This window comes from Aquimarina mycalae, from assembly GCF_029906345.1.
In the GTDB taxonomy this organism is placed as follows: domain Bacteria; phylum Bacteroidota; class Bacteroidia; order Flavobacteriales; family Flavobacteriaceae; genus Aquimarina.
In genome coordinates this window covers 329,088-345,889 of record NZ_JARYGY010000003.1, presented here as the reverse complement: position 1 = coordinate 345,889, position 16,802 = coordinate 329,088, and the positions used below count along the sequence as shown (strand labels likewise).

The window sequence follows — 16,802 nt, the reverse complement described above, 5'->3', positions numbered from 1 at the left end:
ATGTGTAAATTTGTTTATGCAAATTTACTACGACCATAAGCTGAATAACTTTATGCGAATGTTTTATGTTTATTAAAGAAACATCAACCTAATGTTTAGAATGTGAATTGAGTATTATTATTTGGAATTGTTTTAAGTTAAAACTTCTCAAAAACTCCTAGTCCAAATAGCGCATAATCATATTTTATAGGGTCTGAATGATCTAATAACCTTAAGTTAACATCAAGCTGATGTAAAGCCTTACTATCATTCTGCTTTCTACTTAATAGGTTTAATTTTCGTGCAACATTACCAGAGTGTACATCCAATGGGCAAGATAATTGAGCAGGAGATAAGCTTTTCCAGATACCTAGATCTACGCCTGCATTAGCATCCCTAACCATCCATCTAAAAAACATATTGATCCGCTTAGCAGCCGAGTTTTTATGAGGGTCACTAATATGCTTTTGAGTTCTGAGCTGGTGAGGTAAAGAGAAAAATTCTTTCTTGAAATGATGAATTGCATCTTGCAGATACTCGTCCTTAGCATATGGCTTAAAAAAGCCTTCCATATCTCCATATTTGATATAGATACTTTGTAAAGCTTTTATAAAATAAGTAAGATCAGTACTGTTAAAGGTTCTATGAACAAAACCTTCTAGATTATCCAGATCAGTTTCTGCATGATTCATTATAAAATCATAAGGAGAATTACCCATCAGTAACATCAATTTATGGGCATTATTGAGAATGCTTTTACGATTCCCCCAGGAAATAGTGGCCGTTAAGAAACCCGAGATTTCGATATCTTCTTTTAGTGAGAAAAGATGTGGTATTTGAACAGGGTCTGTTTCGATAAATTTTGGTTGCTCATAGAAAGCTGCTTTTTCATCAAGAAATTCTTTGAGTTCGGTTTTTGTTAGCTTTTTCACAAAATTTATTTAGTTTCGAACCTTTAGTAATTTTTATGTTTTGTCTACAATTTTTCCATCAACCATAACTAATTTTCTATCCGCCATATCTGCTAAATCCCTGTTATGAGTAACAATAACAAAGGTCTGCCCGAATTCATCACGTAGCTTGAAAAATAACTTATGTAGGTTTTCTGCAGCTTCACTATCTAGATTTCCAGAAGGTTCATCTGCAAAAATTACTTTTGGATTGTTAATTAAGGATCTTGCAACCGCAACACGTTGTTGTTCTCCTCCAGAAAGCTCGGCAGGTTTATGATCATAGCGATCTCCTAATCCTAAAAAGTTCAATAATTCTTTAGCTCTTTTTTCAGCTTCTTTTTTAGGAGTTTTTTTGATAAATGCAGGGATACATACATTTTCTAAGGCTGTAAACTCAGGTAATAGTTGGTGGAATTGAAAAATAAAGCCTAATTGTTCATTTCTGAATTTAGAAAGCTGTTTTTGAGATAGAAAATTGATAATATTTTTATTAATAGATAAGTCACTACCTTTTATCTCTGTTGCTCTATCCAAAGTCCCTAAAATCTGTAACAATGTTGTTTTACCAGCTCCTGAAGCTCCTACAATAGAAACTATTTCACCTTCTTTTATATGAAGATCAACACCTTTTAATACATGTAAATCTCCATAATTCTTGTGAATGTTTTTTGCTTTGATCATTAATTTTATAGCTTAAAACAGTGAAAGTAACTAATATCTCAAAATTCGCCAAGATTATCCTTTAAAAGAACCTTTTAAATTATTTATATCTAAGAAATAAACGACTCTTAAAGATAATGTGTGTTTTATTGGTTGATCAAAAAGATTGTCTAGACTATTGGTGTAATTAATAGTTGATAAATCATCTTGGTTAAAAATCTGATTACGATAGAGTAGGGTAGCCTCGCTTCCTGGAGCAAACCGCCAACTAAAACTAAGATCAAGATTCCAAATATTGAAATTGGTATTGGGATTATTCTCAGAAATATCATAATTAGTTTGTGTACGAGATCCATCATTATTTAATACAAAGAATACATTTTCAGAATAATCTGCAGTACTCCAGAAATTTCTAAAACGAAGATTGATTGCTTTATAAGGATCAAAATTATAACTAGCACTTAATGAGTTTTCTATTGTGGTAATATCTCTTTGTCCTAAAAACACATCAGTATCTGTATTGTCAACATATCCAAAGTTTTTATTTCTTTGAGAATAGTCAGTAGTCCATATCATAAGTAATTTATCAGAAAACCTATATCTTGGAGAAACATTGATGCTATAGGTTTCTTGATTATCTTCAAACCAATTGCGATGAAATAATCTTACATCATATGCAAACTTTTTACGGTAGTCAGAAGAAACCCATAATCTTACGCCTAAGTTTTCGCTATAGGTAACAAATCTTCCATCTACTCTAGGTTCAAAATAATCATCTGTATCAGAATCGTAAATTAAGAAACCACCAAAGGCAAGTCGGTCTTTAGTTACAAAAAACCAATCTGTACCTATAGAATTCATAGTTTTTACACTAGGATCATATAAACGTCGATGTCTTGCAAATACATTAATTCGATAATTATTAAACACCTTGGTAGGTTCAAAAATTTGATAAGAAGCACTTACCCTAAAGTTGTTAAAGTTATTTCTAAAGTTAACTCCCAAATCATTAATATCATAGGTTGTATTTGATAAGTCATGTCCAAAACCGTATCTAAATTTACCCTTAATACGATCAAAATCAAGTTCTGAAGCAAAGCCTCCAATATTATCACCAGGAAGATTAACATGACTTACAATAGTACGACCAGTTAGACGATAAGAATTAGCTTTATTAGCGAGATTCCAAACTAAGCCTGTTACATTAGAATCTCTAAAATCACTACCGTTACGAGTTACATTGGTGTTAATTAATGATAAAGAAGAGTTTTTATTGAACTGTTGATCAAGTACGAATATATTATAGTTTGCTAAGGGTTCAACTACTTTTTCTCTCTGAGTTCCTGTAATTGTATCGGTTATTCTTACGCTTGTTTTTTCGGTAACGGCATTAAAAAAACCAATACCGAGGTTTCCTTTAGTTCTTCCTGAAATTTTAAGAGCATTTAATAAGTTGACTTTAGAAGGTGTATCTTCTGCAACTTCATTTTCGTTAAGGTCATCATCAGATACAGATCCAGTTGGACCATTACCAACTCTTCTCGAAAAGAAAATACGACCTTTATTAAAAAGCTCTGTTCCTTCTGTGAAAAACTGCCTATTTTCTCCAAAAGTTTGCTCGAAAGGGCCAAGATTAAGACGCACTTCATCAAAAGCTGCTTGCCCAAAATCTGGAATTAGCGTAGCATCAAGAGTAAAACTATCACTTAGACCATATTTAACATCTAATCCAGCACTAACATCTGTTTCGGTTTCTCCATCAAAACTAGACGCTAAACCTTGAACAAAAGGGAAAAACGTTAATCGGGTAGGAGGATCTATATTTTCTACTCCTTTAACTATTCCATTATATTGAGTTCGTTGTCCAACTTTATTATCTACAAAATTCCATGAATGTGTTTGATTTTTATGTTGTAACCTTCTAAAAAAGTTAATACTCCAATCTTGTACATCCACTTCTGGAAAACGTAATGCATTATATGGGATCTTAAATTCTGCATACCATCCTTTTTCATCAAAAGAGATTTTTGCTTCAAATACTACGTTATAACTAAAATCTTCGTTAAATTGATCTGCACGAGCATCACCAATGGTTCCCGCACTAGTAATAAAGAATCGGGTTTCATTAATCCCATCATTATAGGTGTTTATCGATATATTGAAGAAATCTGCTTGAGCAAATACATTATCTCGTTGACTGAATTGGCGCAATATTTTATCAGGTTCATCATCATATAAGTAAGCAGCAAAATAAATCGCTTTATTATCATATGCCATTTTTACTTCAGTCTGAAGGTTTTGAGGTATAACACCCTCATTACCTGGTTGCCACATACTGAAATCACCATTGGCAGGTATGTTTTCCCAAATTTCGTCATCCAGAATACCATCTATTTTTGGTGCAGAGTTTATTCTTTGCGCAATAATTTCCTTTTTCTCTTGACTACATAAAATAATGGTATGCAAAGAGAATAGCATACTAGCGATAGTGCTTAATTTTATATTCATATTTTGTAAAAAAATCCTTACTTTTTCGACTTATCTGCAAAACTAGGATTGTAGAGGTACATGGCGTACTAATGAAAAGTTAAAAATGACTAGTGCTGTTTAGTATTAGTTTACATTCGTTAAACAATTTTTATTTTTTAACAATATTATGGGAAAAAATAACTTAAAGATAGCTGTTTTCGCTGGAGGATGTTTTTGGTGTACCGAAGCCGTTTTTCAGCGGTTAGAAGGGGTGTATAAGATAATTTCTGGATATACTGGTGGAACGATTAAAAATCCAGCGTATAGAGAAATAACTACAGGAAAGACGGGACATGCTGAAGCAATAAAAATAGAATATGATCCTGAAATCATAAACTTTAATGAGTTAATGGAAATCTTTTTTGCTACCCATGATCCTACAACGCTAAATCAACAAGGAGCTGACCGAGGTACACAATATCGAAGTGCTATATTTTATATAGATAATGATCAAAAAGAATTGGCTCATAAAATGATTGAAAATCTTACCTTGCAAGGTATCTTTGATAGTCCTATTGTTACAGAGGTTACAGCATTAGGTACTTTTTATAATGCAGAAGATTATCATCAAAACTATTACAATCAAAATAGCAATCAGGGCTATTGTCAGTTTGTGATTAACCCGAAACTGAGTAAATTGCAAGCTACTTTTAAGAATAAACTAAAAACAGAAATACCGAATTAATATATATAAAATGCCATATAATAAATTTGAAGAATATAATATCAAGGTTACAGATGATGTAAAGGATAAGTTTAAATCTATAATTACAGATTTAGGTGAGGATGTTAGTAGAGAAGGAATCGTAAAAACTCCAGAAAGAGCTGCAAAGGCAATGCAGTTTCTTACGCAAGGATATCATCAGGATCCGGAAGAAATTCTTAAAAGTGCTATGTTTAAGGAAGATTATGATGATATGGTAATTGTTAAGGATATTGAATTGTATTCGTTATGTGAGCATCATATGTTACCTTTCTTTGGGAAAGCTCATATTGCCTATATTCCTAATGGGCAGATTGTAGGATTAAGCAAGTTACCTCGTATTGTCGATGTGTTTGCAAGGCGTTTACAAGTTCAGGAACGTTTAACTCATGATATTTTAGAATGCATTAATAATACCTTAAAACCAAAAGGTGTTGCTGTAGTTATCGAGGCAGCCCATATGTGTATGATGATGCGTGGAGTACAGAAACAAAATTCTGTAACTACTACTTCAGGATTTAGAGGTCAATTTGAAAAAATAGAAACACGCACCGAGTTTTTAAGATTAATTACTGCAGATTTGGCATAGTGTTTTTTTGGAATGCTATTTGATTTATATTTTGTAAATTACTAAATATAAATGATTTACTATGGCAAAAGAAAAACACAAGAAACTTGGTTTAAGCATCCTTTTTGATATTATTGGAGTTGTTACTTCATCTTATGTAATTCCTATTATTGGAGATGTAGGTGATGTTATTTGGGCTCCATTAGCCGCAATACTAATGACAAGAATGTATAAAGGTAATGTAGGTAAAGCTGCAGGTGTTTTTACATTTATTGAAGAGGCAATCCCAGGATTAGATGTTATTCCAACGTTTACTATTATGTGGGTATATACCTATGTGTTTAAAAAACAAAGTATAAAAGATATCATAGAAGTAGATGCTTCTTAATCCTTTATAAATCTTGCAAACCCCATTCTGCGCAACATTTTTTTCTCGAAACTCCAGAAAAACTTAAATTGTCCAAATACCCAACCTACTATTAGGAGTAACACTTGGTATACAGGAAATATTAAAAATATTCTTAAAGTCCAATATATCAATCCATTGGTGGATTCTCTATCAAATCCTAATAATGAAATGATTGGGTCTGAAATTCTTGCAGCCGTTGAACCAGTGATCGCAAAAGCTATAAAAATAGCTATAAGCTCCCATCGATAGGTAACATCCCATTTTTTTTCTAAGGCACCAAAAATCTTTAATGTCAAAACTAGTAAAATGATGAAAAGGAATAGTGTAATTAGAGATGTAGATATCACATAAGAATTATCACTTTCTGCTAGTTTGAATATTCCAGAAGTTAGTTTCTTACTTAATAAAAAAGATGAAAAAAGTAAACCTGTTAATCCCAGGACTGGAAAAATAAGCTGCCAGTTTGCGCTAATTTCCCAACGATCTTTGAATTTCTGCATATCGCAAAAATACGATTAAAACTTAGGCTGTCAAAATCTTCGACCTCTGGTTACAATGAATCTTTGACGATATCGTTGTTCAAAAAATAAAAAGTAATTATATAAGAGATAATTAACTTCATATCCATAATGAACATTAGGTTCATAGTTAATTGTTTGAAGATATAAATTGGGATTGAATCTTTGAGGCTGTAATACTCTTTGATTATACTCTACTACATATTGTCGATTTCTGATTTCTAAATATTGTTCTGTATAATATCCTCTAGGGTTTTGTGTAGCAAGCCAACCATTAAAACCTGGTTCAATAATAATAATCTCATATTCTAAGCTGTCATTTGCGATACGCAAAGTATCTAATGTATCTGTAGATGCAACATCAAGATTTCTATCTTTTGTAACGCCACAACCATAGATGAGTAACCCTAGTACTAGTATGTAGATAAAATTTTTCATAACCTTACTAAAGGTTAAAATACAAAAAGTACTTCAAATAGTTTTCAGCTTTAACATTTTTGTGAAACATATTATTTAAAGGCAAATACAAAAAATGCTTTGTAGATAAAAAAAGGAATCTTAACTATTTAATTAAGATTCCTTTAGTTTTTGAATATCAAATGATATTTATATTATAATAGGCTTATTTTCCAAAAAGTCCACCTAATAATCCTCCTAGACCGCCTTTTTTCTGGTTGCCACCTCCAAGCACCATACCTGCAACGTCATCAAGAATGCTTCCATCTCCATCTGCATCAAGGAAAGACTCAATAAGTGATTGTTGTTTAGAACCTTGACCTCCTCCAAGCATACCACCTAGCATACTTGTTAATCCGTTAGCGTCAGAAACATTATTCTGTGAAGCTTGCTTACCAAGCACTCCCATAAGGATTGGAGCAGCAACTTTTAAAATTTGAGCTACAGAACCTGCATCAATACCTGATTTTTGACTTAAAGCATTTTCTACAGCAGGTTGTTTTCCACCAAGAATATGTCCTAGAATTCCTGCTCCGTCATTAGAGACATTGTCTTCTACGCCACCTTCAAATAAACCTCCTAAGTTGTCCAATATTCCTCCACCAGAATGTTTTCCTGATAGTGCACCTAATAATCCTGAAGCACCTTCAGGAGTAGAAGCGTTTTTTTGCATTGCACCCATAAGTACTGGCATTGCCATACTTAATAAGTTTCCAGTCTTATCAGCAGATTGTCCTGTTTGACTACTAACTCCACTAATAATTTGTTTTCCCATTGGGCTATTTAAAAGATCTAAAATTCCAGACATGATTTATATTTTTTATTATGTGATCTAAATTTACATTTTTTATTCATAAAATTCTGAAAAAGTGACGTATTTATTTAGGGAAATAATAGATGAAAAGACGATTTTATCGACGTAAGTGCAATCTGATGTAAAAAAGAAGCATCTTTTATAAAATTTTATAAAAGATGCTTCTTAAATAATTTGTTAGATACTATACTATTGCTGTTATTTTAGTATAGATATTATTTGATCAGCAAGTTCTTGACCAATTCTATCTTGTGCTTCTCCTGTTGCAGCACCGATATGTGGTGTTAATGATATTTTATTATTCATTAATACTTTAATAGCTGGATTAGGTTCATTTTCAAATACATCTAAACCTGCAAATCCTAACTTACCACTTTCTAACGCTTCTACCAATGCAACTTCATCAATTACACCGCCACGAGCAGCATTGATTAATCCAGCACCGTCTTTCATTTGTTCAATTTCCGCTTTACCAATAACGTACTCTTTTTGCGCGGGAACGTGTAGTGTAAAGAAATCAGCTTGCTTCAACACTTCTTCTTTAGAAACAGTTTTAATCTTAAAATTTAAGGATTGTCCATCAAAAAATTCTAAAGGAATGTCAACTTCTTCTATAAAAGGATCAAAGGCAATCACATTCATACCAACACCAATGGCAATTTTTACAGTAGCCTGACCTATGCGTCCAATACCGATTACACCAAGAGTTTTTCCTCTTAGTTCAATACCGCTTCCATAGGCCTTTTTAAGGTTCTTAAATTTGCTATCTCCTTCCAAAGGCATATTTCTATTAGAATCGTGAAGAAAACGTACACTTCCGTATAAATGAGCAAAAACCAGCTCTGCTACTGATCCTGATGAAGCAGCTGGTGTATTAATTACGTGCAATCCTTTTTCACGAGCATACGCGACATCAATATTATCCATACCAACACCACCACGTCCAATAATTTTTAAAGAACTACAGTTATCAATAATATCAGTTCGTACCTTAGTAGCACTACGAACCAGTAATACATTGATGTCATTCTCATTAATATAGTTTACTAATTGATCTTGTGCAACGGTAGTGGTTTGCACTTCAAACCCAGCGCTTTCCAGTGCATCAATACCACTTTGAGATACTCCGTCGTTTGCTAATACTTTCATTGTAAAAGTTTTATTTTTAATGTTAAGTTTTTAGTTTAATAAGTTGGTTGGGTCAATTACGCTTTTCGCTCTAAGTCACCCATTACATCTACAAGTGCCGCTACACTTTCCATAGTCATTGCATTGTACATACTAGCTCTATAACCACCAACACTTCTATGGCCATTAAGTCCGTTAATACCAGCCTCGCTCCACATAGCGTCAAAAGTTTCTTTAAGATCTTCATCTACCAAAGAAAAAGTTGCGTTCATCATAGATCTATCTTCTGTTGCAGCAAATCCTTTGAACAGAGGGTTTAATTCTATTTCAGAATAGATAAGTTTTGCTTTTTTCTCATTCTGCTCTTCTATAGCTGCAATTCCTCCTAATTTCTTTAACCATCGTAATGTTAACATTGAGGTATATACAGGAAATACTGGAGGTGTATTAAACATACTTCCTTTGCTAATATGTACTTTGTAGTCCAACATTGAAGGTATTTGTCTTTCAATATTACCAAGAATATCTTCCTTAATTACAACAAGAGTAGTTCCTGCTGGTCCCATATTTTTCTGAGCTCCAGCATAGATTAAACTAAATTGAGAGAAATCTAGTTGTCTAGAGAAGATATCACTACTCATATCACATATCAATGGAGAATTAGTGGTAGGAAACTCTTTTATTTGCGTACCAAAGATGGTATTATTACTTGTACAATGTAAATAATCTAAACCTTCGGGGATTTCATACCCTTTTGGAATATAATTATAATTGGCATCTTTAGAAGATGCTAATTCTATAACCTCTCCAAAAATCTTAGCTTCTTTGATTGCTTTATCACTCCAACTACCAGTATTAATATATCCAGCTTTTTTTTGTAGTAGATTATAAGCAGTCATTAAAAATTGAGTACTAGCGCCACCTTGAAGAAAAAGAACTTTATATCCTTTACCTTCTAAGCCTAATAACTCCAAAGCCAAACTACGGGCTTCTTCCATTACATCTACAAAATCTTTACTACGATGTGAAATCTCCAGAATGGATAACCCAGAGTTATTAAAATCTAATACAGCTTGGGATGCTTCATTGAATACTTCTTGTGGTAAAATACAAGGTCCTGCGCTAAAGTTGTGCTTTTTCATCAGTAGTTTTTATCGTTTTTATTATTTAGTTTTTATCTTCTTTTTTGGTTCCTGAATCCAGTAAGAAAAAACACCACAAAGGTGCTAATAATCTGATACAAAAGCATTATCAAAATGATAAATTATTCAGTCAATTGTTGTTAAAAATTCAATAACATCTATATTATCTGCATAATCTGATAGAGAAGGGTGTTGCGTGGTTCCGAAATCAATACTACTATCAGAAAAATTATCACTTACAATACACTGTATTGCTTCTTTATCTGCTTCGAATTTTTTAGATAGTTCGCTTTTTGATGCGTAGGTTTCGTAAAATAAGGTTGCGATAGGCGAGCTATAACTGTTATCTTCTTTAAGTATAAGAAAACCATTTTCTAATAACTTATAATTACTCATCAAATATACTGCCTTGTTGTAATCGTAGTTATTGGCATATTTAGCACCATTTATGATATCATTAAAAGGGTACATAGATTTAAAAAACAGATCAAAATCATAACCTTCTGGTACCATAAGTTTAGAAACACTTCTACATCCTAGACCGTAGTATCTAAATATATCTTCACCTAAGGCAGTTAACTGTTCTTTGGATTCATCACCCGTTAATACTGCAACAGAATTTCTGTTTTTACGAATTATATTAGGTTTACTACCAAAATAATGTTCAAAATAACGAGCTGTATTATTACTGCCAGTAGCTATAATTGCATCAAAATCAGTGAATTTTTCGGTTGTAAAAGAAATACGATCTTTAAATCTAGCTTCTACGGCAATTAGATAAGATGCTAGGTAAGGAAGCAATTGATTATCATTAGAAGATTGTTTTATCAATACATTATGACCACTTAATAGTACCGAAATAAAATCGTGGAACCCTACCAACGGAATGTTTCCAGCCATAATGATACCAATAGTCTTTTGTGCTTCTTTATCCAATGTGTATGGAGATAACCATGCTTCTATAGTAACTTTAGTTAAGAGGTTGCTCCATTGAGATAATGAAAACACAATGTTTTCTTCAGTAAACCAACCATTATGATGTTTAGCAGATTCTATTTTTTGAATCATTCCTTCAAAAAAATCTTCATTGTGTTTAATATTGCTAATCTTCTCATAACCAGTATTTTTGAATTGACTTAAGAAGAGACCTAATTCAGAAAAAGCGGCAATACGATCATTTAATACCATTTCTAATTTGTTTATCACTAGTTTACGAGTTATTTTTGTGATGCAAATTTAGAATAAAAAAGAGCTATGGCAATTATAATAACGGATGAATGTATAAACTGTGGTGCTTGTGAACCAGAATGCCCAAATACTGCAATTTATGAGGGTGCAGATGACTGGAGATATGCCGATGGAACTGATTTAGAAGGAGATGTTGTGCTTCCTGGTGGAAAAGCTGTCAACTCTGAAGAAGCGCAGGAACCTGTAAGTGATGAAATTTATTATATAGTACCTGATAAATGTACTGAATGTAAAGGATTTCATGAAGAACCGCAATGTGCTGCTGTATGTCCTGTAGACTGTTGTGTACCAGATGAAGATATTGTGGAGACTGAAGAGTTTTTATTACAAAAACAAGCATTTATGCATAAAGAATAACAAATTAGTTTTTAAATACTTAATAAGAACCTGTCTGTTTAGACAGGTTTTTTTATCTTCATTTTTTAAATTTTAGTATTTTCGTCTGGAATTTAACCTCAAATCTAAACATGAAATTATGAAAAAATTAATATTCTTTATTGTATTAGCAACAATCTCAATCACTTCTTATGGACAATATCGATGGGAAGTTTCAGGAGGTGTAACAAGCTCTAGTTTAAATATAGAAAACGCTGATAGTAATCGTGGAGTAGGGTTTTATTTTAATGCTGGATATGGATATGTAATGGGAGTTCGAGCAAAAACAAGTATTGTTTTTTCAATTGAATTATTACAAAGAAATAGCGAAATAGTGGGTAATGTATTTGGAACAAATATTACTCAAGATTTTAAAGCACTTCAGGTTGGTTTTAATCCTAAATTCAGGTATTTATTTAATCGTGGAAAAGATCGTTTCAGACCTTTTATAAATGCAGGGCCTGCTTTTAGATTAAATACTAATGTGAAGTTGGGGGATGTTGATTTAGAATCTGAACAATACGAACAATTGGTAATTAGTGGAGTGTACGGAGTAGGATTTTCTCAGATGATTGGAGAAATGTTCGATATTATGGTAGAAGTAGGTGCTACAAATGATTTTACAGATAATATAGTAGATGTGGATAGTAAATTCTTTGATATTTATGCAAGGGTAGGTGTTCGCTTTAGAATTTATGACGCAAGACGTTAAAAAAATGTAAATAATAATATGAAGATCCTGCTTTGGCAGGATTTTTTTATTTGCGCGTTTTAATTTTTTGTAAATTAGTTACTTACAAAAACTTTTAAAAGGAATATTAATATGCCAAATTGGGGTTACATAGCAATTATTATTCTTGCATTTTACATCATCGCTAGTGTTGCTTTATATTATTTGCAGGAGTATTTTATTTTCAAGCCAGAGAAGCTAGATAAAGATTTTGAGTTCCATTATAACAATCAGATCGTAGAAGAATACAATTTAGAGACTAGAGACGGGGCCATTATTAATGGACTTCATTTTAAGGTAGAAGAACCAAAAGGTGTGGTGTTATATCTTAAAGGAAATTCTAAAAGTATTAAAGGTTGGGGTAAATTTGCTGTTGATTTTACAAGGCATGGGTACGATGTATGTATGTTAGATTATCGAGGGTTTGGTAAAAGTACTGGCAGACGTTCTTTTAAGGCTATTAAAAGAGACCTTCAATTTGTATACAATAAACTAAAAGAAAAGGTTGATGAGAAGTACATCATATTGTATGGAAGATCTATGGGATCTGGTTTTGCTACTAAATTAGCTTCTATTAATAACCCAAAAATGTTAATACTTGACGCTCCGTATTATAGTTTGAGTAAAGTAGCAGCTAAGTTTATACCTTTTATGCCAGTTTCTTTGATTATGAGATATCCCATACCAACGTATAAATGGTTAAAATATGTAAACTGTCCAATTCATATTATACATGGAACTCATGATAAATTGATTCCTTTTAAATCTAGTATTAAGTTGTCAAAAATAAAACCAAAACTTACGCGATTGTATACCGTAATAGGTGGAGGACATAAAAACCTTAATAATTTTGAATCTTACCACAAGATGCTTGGAGAAATTATTAATTCGAGAATAAAGAAAATCAATCTTTCGAATACCAGTATCGGTGTAAGACACGCTTCAAAAAAAGTAAATGTCCAAGCTTAAATCGGTTTTAAAATGGACATTGATAGTATATCTTATGGGATTAGGAATATTGTATTTTTTTCAGCAAAAAATTATTTTTCAACCAAAAAAACTTCCAACTAGTCATATTTTTCAGTTTGATCACCCTTTTGAAGAATTTTTTATTGAAACAAAAGATGGTGAACGATTAAATGCTATTCATTTTAAAAATAAAAACCCTAAAGGAGTCATTTTATATTTTCATGGAAATAGAGGAAGTTTATCCAAATGGGGAAGGATAACCTCTTTCTTTGCAAAGAAACAATATGACGTGATTGTGATGGACTATAGAAGTTACGGTAAGAGTACAGGTAGCATCACAGAAGAAAACCTTTATGAAGATGCTCAATTATTTTATGAATATACTTTGAAAAAATATAAAGAAAATCAGATCATTATATATGGTAGATCGTTAGGAACAGGTATAGCTACAAAAATTGCATCAACAAATCAACCTGCTAATTTGATTTTAGAGACCCCATACAATACCCTGGAAGAAGTTACTTCTCATTGGTTACCGATGTTTCCCGTTAAAAATATATTGAAGTATAAATTTACTTCTAACGAATATATAAAAAAGGTAACTTGTGATATTACCATTTATCATGGAACTGATGACGGAGTAGTACCGTACGCGTCTGGTAGAAGGCTATTCGAGAATATACAAACTCCCAAAAAAAGAATGATTTCTATAGAAGGAGGGACTCATAACGATTTGATAGAATTTGATGAATATATAGAAACAATCGATCAAACGCTTAATGGAGTTTGAGTAAAAATAAAGCCACATTGAGTAAAATATATAGATATACTCAATGTGACTTCACAGTATTATTAATTTTTAGAAATTAAAATCTAATCTAGCATAATAGTAAGCTCCACTAAATCCCATTTGCACAGCATCCCAGTATCCACCAGCTTCCGTTTCTCCGTCGTTTTGCTGATCAGGATATTCATTAAAGATGTTATTTCCACCTAAAGTGAATTTAAGGTTATCAGTTAACTTGTATCCAAGATTTAGATCCGCAGTAATTTTTGAGCCATATACATCTTCTGTATCAGCAAAATCAATTAAAACAATTTCACTGAAATGAGTAACTCCAATACCAGCATTAAATTTATTTAAACCATAGGTTAGATTTAATGCAAATTTGCTGTCAGGAGCAGAAGCTAATAAAAAGGCTTTTTCTCTTTCTCCAAAAAATGTAGATTCATCTAAAGTAGTATTTACATCTTTAATAGTCATGTTGTTGATATTTCCAGCAAGCGTAGCTCCAAAATTACCAAAGTCATAGTTTCCTTTCCAGGAGAATATCAAATCCAATCCTATGGTTTCTGTATCCACTCCATTGGCAAAGAATTGTGCCTCGGCTACATTAGGAATCTGCGGTGCTGCAAAAGTACCAGTCAGTACAATTCTATCTTTTACATCAATATAATATCCATCCAATGTAATTGTAAAATCTCCAATACTTGCTGTTGCACCTAGTGCTGCGTTGATTGCTGTCTCTTCTTTAAGTCTTTCAATACCAAAAGATGCGGTTACTGGACTATTATTAGCCGAAAGTAGCGTTTCTGTAGCAACACCTCCTTGGAAATCAGTAAACCTTAAGTTATAATATATCTGAGCTAATGAAGGAGCTCTAAAACCAGAACTAACAGAACCTCGTATATTAATACCTTCTGCAGCCTTTACTCTAAAAGCTAATTTTCCATTAATTGTACTACCAAAATCACTATAATTCTCAAATCTTGCAGCACCAGCTAACAAGAAAGAATCGGTTATATCTAATTCGGCATCAGCATATAAAGAAATATTAGAACGAGAACGATCTACTTCATTGGCAGGACTATATCCTGGGAATCCCTGAGATCCTCCAGGTCTAAGATTTCCAGAATCAGGATCAGTTGGTTGGGTTTGATTTGCAGGATCGGTAATTGCCAATCCGTTTACATCATAAGTAGCGTATGAACCTTCTTCTCCAGCAAAAATGATAAAGTTTTCAGTTCTATATTCTCCTCCAAAAGCAATATTCAAACCTTTAGAAATATTTGGATAATATTTAGAAAAATCCAAACTGGTAGTATTTTGACTTAAACTATGACCACCAGCATCAAATTCTGTAGGAGACGATTCTTGTAACGAAGCATTTAGGGTTCCTTCGATAAAATAGTGAAAGTTGTTTTTACCCCAAGTATTATTAAGGTCAATTTTCCAACCACTTGCAATTTCAGTTCTGATTCCTGCAGAAACAGAATTATCAATAATATTAGAGGTAATTCTTGGTGTAAATCCATTAGGAAATATAGCGGTAACTACGCGTTCTCCTCCATTACGAGTAAAAGCAAACGCATCTGTATCACGATAATTTCTACCACCAAAGGCATATAATTCGGTTTTGTCTGATAAAGGTATAGCAGCGTTGGCAAAGAAATTAAAACCATCAATAGCAGCTTCTCCAAAACCTCGTCTAAAATCATAACCAGGTCTTAATGTTTTATTTTTACTAAGATATTCTGTGGTAAAATTTGCAAATCCTTTTTCTCCGATACCAACACCATAGTTAGCAGTTACTTTTACAGAGCCCCCATCAAAATTTTTATCATCAGCAATTCTGTTTCCATCATTTTCTGTATCCAATCGATTTCCATCTGTATTCGGAGTTCCTGCAGGAAAATCTCCTTTAGCGTTTGTATTATATGCTCCATAACTAATACTACCACTAAGTCTATCGGTATTATCTTTTAGAACAATATTTATAACTCCAGCGATCGCATCCGATCCATACTGTGCAGCTGCACCATCCCTTAAAATCTCAATTCTTTTTATAGCAGAAGCAGGAATAGCATTAAGGTCTGTACCAGAATTACCTCTACCTCTTGTACCAAAAATATTGATAAGAGAAGAAGTATGTCTTCGTTTACCATTAATAAGTACTAAAGTTTGATCAGGACCTAAACCTCTCAATGTAGCAGGATCCACGTGATCTGCACCATCAGATCCAGATTGTTTGTTCGCATTAAATGACGGAGCAGTATACTGTAAGAGCTCGTTAATTTCTATTTTACCACTTTTAGTGATAATATCTTGCATATCAATTATATCGATAGCAACAGGTGTATCTGTAGCTGTTCGTTTTGGACTTCTGGAACCAACGATAACAATGGTGCTGAGTGCTTCACCTTCTAAAAGAATAACATCAATCTTCTCTCTTGTACCAACTTGGATTTCCTGGGTTTGAAAACCTATATAACTAAAAACTAGAGTAGCATTTTCATCTACAGCAATGGTGTAATTTCCTGAATCATCAGAAGTTGTTCCTTTATTGGTGTCCTTTTCTATAATATTAACAAAAGGTATGGGTACTCCAGAACTATCAGTTACTGTTCCGGTGACGATTTGTTGACTAAACCCTATACTAGTGAATAAGCCAAATAAAATGAGTGTGAGTTTTTTCATGTAAATATATTTATTGGTTTTATGATTTTAAAGATATTCAATAAATCTTAAAGCAGAAATATCCGTGCTATTTATTACATGTTTTACCTAGCTAAATGATCAACTTGACGTTTTTCTATCTTTCTTAGGTATTTTTCGACAGT

17 protein-coding genes are annotated in these 16,802 nt (G+C 32.6%); 7 read left to right on the top strand and 10 right to left on the bottom strand.

Annotation, left to right across the window (positions count from 1 at the left end; all coding sequences use genetic code 11):
• Nucleotides 1-137 precede the first annotated feature (137 nt).
• Genes QBK95_RS09305 through QBK95_RS09295 form a run of 3 tightly spaced genes read right to left on the bottom strand, consistent with a single transcriptional unit; the run spans nt 138 to nt 4,100 of the window.
• Nucleotides 138-911, bottom strand: a complete 774-nt coding sequence (locus QBK95_RS09305) for a TIGR02757 family protein (protein WP_280932912.1) — start codon at nt 909-911, stop codon at nt 138-140.
• A 33-nt stretch (nt 912-944) separates the two neighbouring features.
• The gene (locus tag QBK95_RS09300; protein ID WP_280932910.1) at nt 945-1,613 is read right to left on the bottom strand and encodes an ABC transporter ATP-binding protein; all 669 of its coding nucleotides are present in this window, start codon (nt 1,611-1,613) and stop codon (nt 945-947) included.
• Between the two features lie 54 nt (nt 1,614-1,667).
• The gene (locus tag QBK95_RS09295; RefSeq protein WP_280932908.1) at nt 1,668-4,100 is read right to left on the bottom strand and encodes a DUF5916 domain-containing protein; all 2,433 of its coding nucleotides are present in this window, start codon (nt 4,098-4,100) and stop codon (nt 1,668-1,670) included.
• 148 nt (nt 4,101-4,248) lie between these two features.
• On the opposite strand from QBK95_RS09295, the gene msrA reads away from it, so the two are divergent.
• The 3 genes from msrA (at nt 4,249) to QBK95_RS09280 (ending at nt 5,780) form a co-directional block, all read left to right on the top strand.
• Nucleotides 4,249-4,806 (top strand): peptide-methionine (S)-S-oxide reductase MsrA, encoded by a 558-nt coding sequence (msrA, locus tag QBK95_RS09290; RefSeq protein ID WP_280932906.1) that lies wholly within the window; start codon nt 4,249-4,251, stop codon nt 4,804-4,806.
• Nucleotides 4,807-4,816: 10 nt separating this feature from the next.
• A complete protein-coding gene (gene folE, locus QBK95_RS09285) occupies nt 4,817-5,413 on the top strand; it encodes a GTP cyclohydrolase I FolE (RefSeq protein ID WP_280932904.1) in 597 nt (198 codons plus the stop codon).
• Nucleotides 5,414-5,474: 61 nt separating this feature from the next.
• Nucleotides 5,475-5,780 (top strand): hypothetical protein, encoded by a 306-nt coding sequence (locus QBK95_RS09280; RefSeq protein ID WP_280932901.1) that lies wholly within the window; start codon nt 5,475-5,477, stop codon nt 5,778-5,780.
• On the opposite strand, the gene QBK95_RS09275 is transcribed toward QBK95_RS09280, so the two are convergent.
• From QBK95_RS09275 to QBK95_RS09250, 6 genes are all read right to left on the bottom strand, one after another.
• On the bottom strand, nt 5,777-6,301 hold the full coding sequence (locus tag QBK95_RS09275; protein WP_280932900.1) for a DUF6787 family protein: 525 nt from the start codon (nt 6,299-6,301) through the stop codon (nt 5,777-5,779). The genes QBK95_RS09280 and QBK95_RS09275 overlap by 4 nt on opposite strands.
• A 30-nt stretch (nt 6,302-6,331) precedes the next feature.
• On the bottom strand, nt 6,332-6,757 hold the full coding sequence (locus tag QBK95_RS09270) for a DUF6146 family protein (RefSeq protein ID WP_280932898.1): 426 nt from the start codon (nt 6,755-6,757) through the stop codon (nt 6,332-6,334).
• A gap of 184 nt (nt 6,758-6,941) precedes the next feature.
• Nucleotides 6,942-7,583, bottom strand: a complete 642-nt coding sequence (locus QBK95_RS09265) for a DUF937 domain-containing protein (protein WP_280932896.1) — start codon at nt 7,581-7,583, stop codon at nt 6,942-6,944.
• A 204-nt stretch (nt 7,584-7,787) separates the two neighbouring features.
• Nucleotides 7,788-8,738: a D-2-hydroxyacid dehydrogenase gene (locus QBK95_RS09260; protein ID WP_280932894.1), complete on the bottom strand. Its 951-nt coding sequence runs from the start codon at nt 8,736-8,738 to the stop codon at nt 7,788-7,790.
• 56 nt (nt 8,739-8,794) lie between these two features.
• Nucleotides 8,795-9,859 carry a 3-phosphoserine/phosphohydroxythreonine transaminase gene (gene serC / locus QBK95_RS09255; protein WP_280932893.1) on the bottom strand — a complete coding sequence of 355 codons (1,065 nt, stop codon included), beginning with the start codon at nt 9,857-9,859 and terminating at the stop codon, nt 8,795-8,797.
• Nucleotides 9,860-9,985: 126 nt separating this feature from the next.
• Nucleotides 9,986-11,047: an acyl-CoA reductase gene (locus QBK95_RS09250; protein WP_280933232.1), complete on the bottom strand. Its 1,062-nt coding sequence runs from the start codon at nt 11,045-11,047 to the stop codon at nt 9,986-9,988.
• A gap of 66 nt (nt 11,048-11,113) precedes the next feature.
• On the opposite strand from QBK95_RS09250, the gene QBK95_RS09245 reads away from it, so the two are divergent.
• The 4 genes from QBK95_RS09245 to QBK95_RS09230 all read left to right on the top strand — a co-directional run bounded on the left by QBK95_RS09245 (nt 11,114) and on the right by QBK95_RS09230 (nt 13,971).
• Nucleotides 11,114-11,464: a 4Fe-4S dicluster domain-containing protein gene (locus QBK95_RS09245; RefSeq protein WP_027391726.1), complete on the top strand. Its 351-nt coding sequence runs from the start codon at nt 11,114-11,116 to the stop codon at nt 11,462-11,464.
• A gap of 118 nt (nt 11,465-11,582) precedes the next feature.
• Nucleotides 11,583-12,194, top strand: a complete 612-nt coding sequence (locus QBK95_RS09240) for an outer membrane beta-barrel protein (RefSeq protein WP_280932887.1) — start codon at nt 11,583-11,585, stop codon at nt 12,192-12,194.
• A 111-nt stretch (nt 12,195-12,305) separates the two neighbouring features.
• Nucleotides 12,306-13,181 carry an alpha/beta hydrolase gene (locus tag QBK95_RS09235; protein WP_280932885.1) on the top strand — a complete coding sequence of 292 codons (876 nt, stop codon included), beginning with the start codon at nt 12,306-12,308 and terminating at the stop codon, nt 13,179-13,181.
• Nucleotides 13,168-13,971 carry an alpha/beta hydrolase gene (locus tag QBK95_RS09230; RefSeq protein ID WP_280932883.1) on the top strand — a complete coding sequence of 268 codons (804 nt, stop codon included), beginning with the start codon at nt 13,168-13,170 and terminating at the stop codon, nt 13,969-13,971. The genes QBK95_RS09235 and QBK95_RS09230 overlap by 14 nt, the downstream gene beginning before the upstream one ends.
• A gap of 69 nt (nt 13,972-14,040) precedes the next feature.
• Here the strand turns inward: QBK95_RS09230 and QBK95_RS09225 are convergent, their stop codons facing one another.
• Nucleotides 14,041-16,659, bottom strand: coding sequence for a TonB-dependent receptor (locus QBK95_RS09225; RefSeq protein ID WP_280932882.1), 2,619 nt, complete (start codon nt 16,657-16,659; stop codon nt 14,041-14,043).
• Between the last annotated feature and the right edge of the window lie 143 nt (nt 16,660-16,802).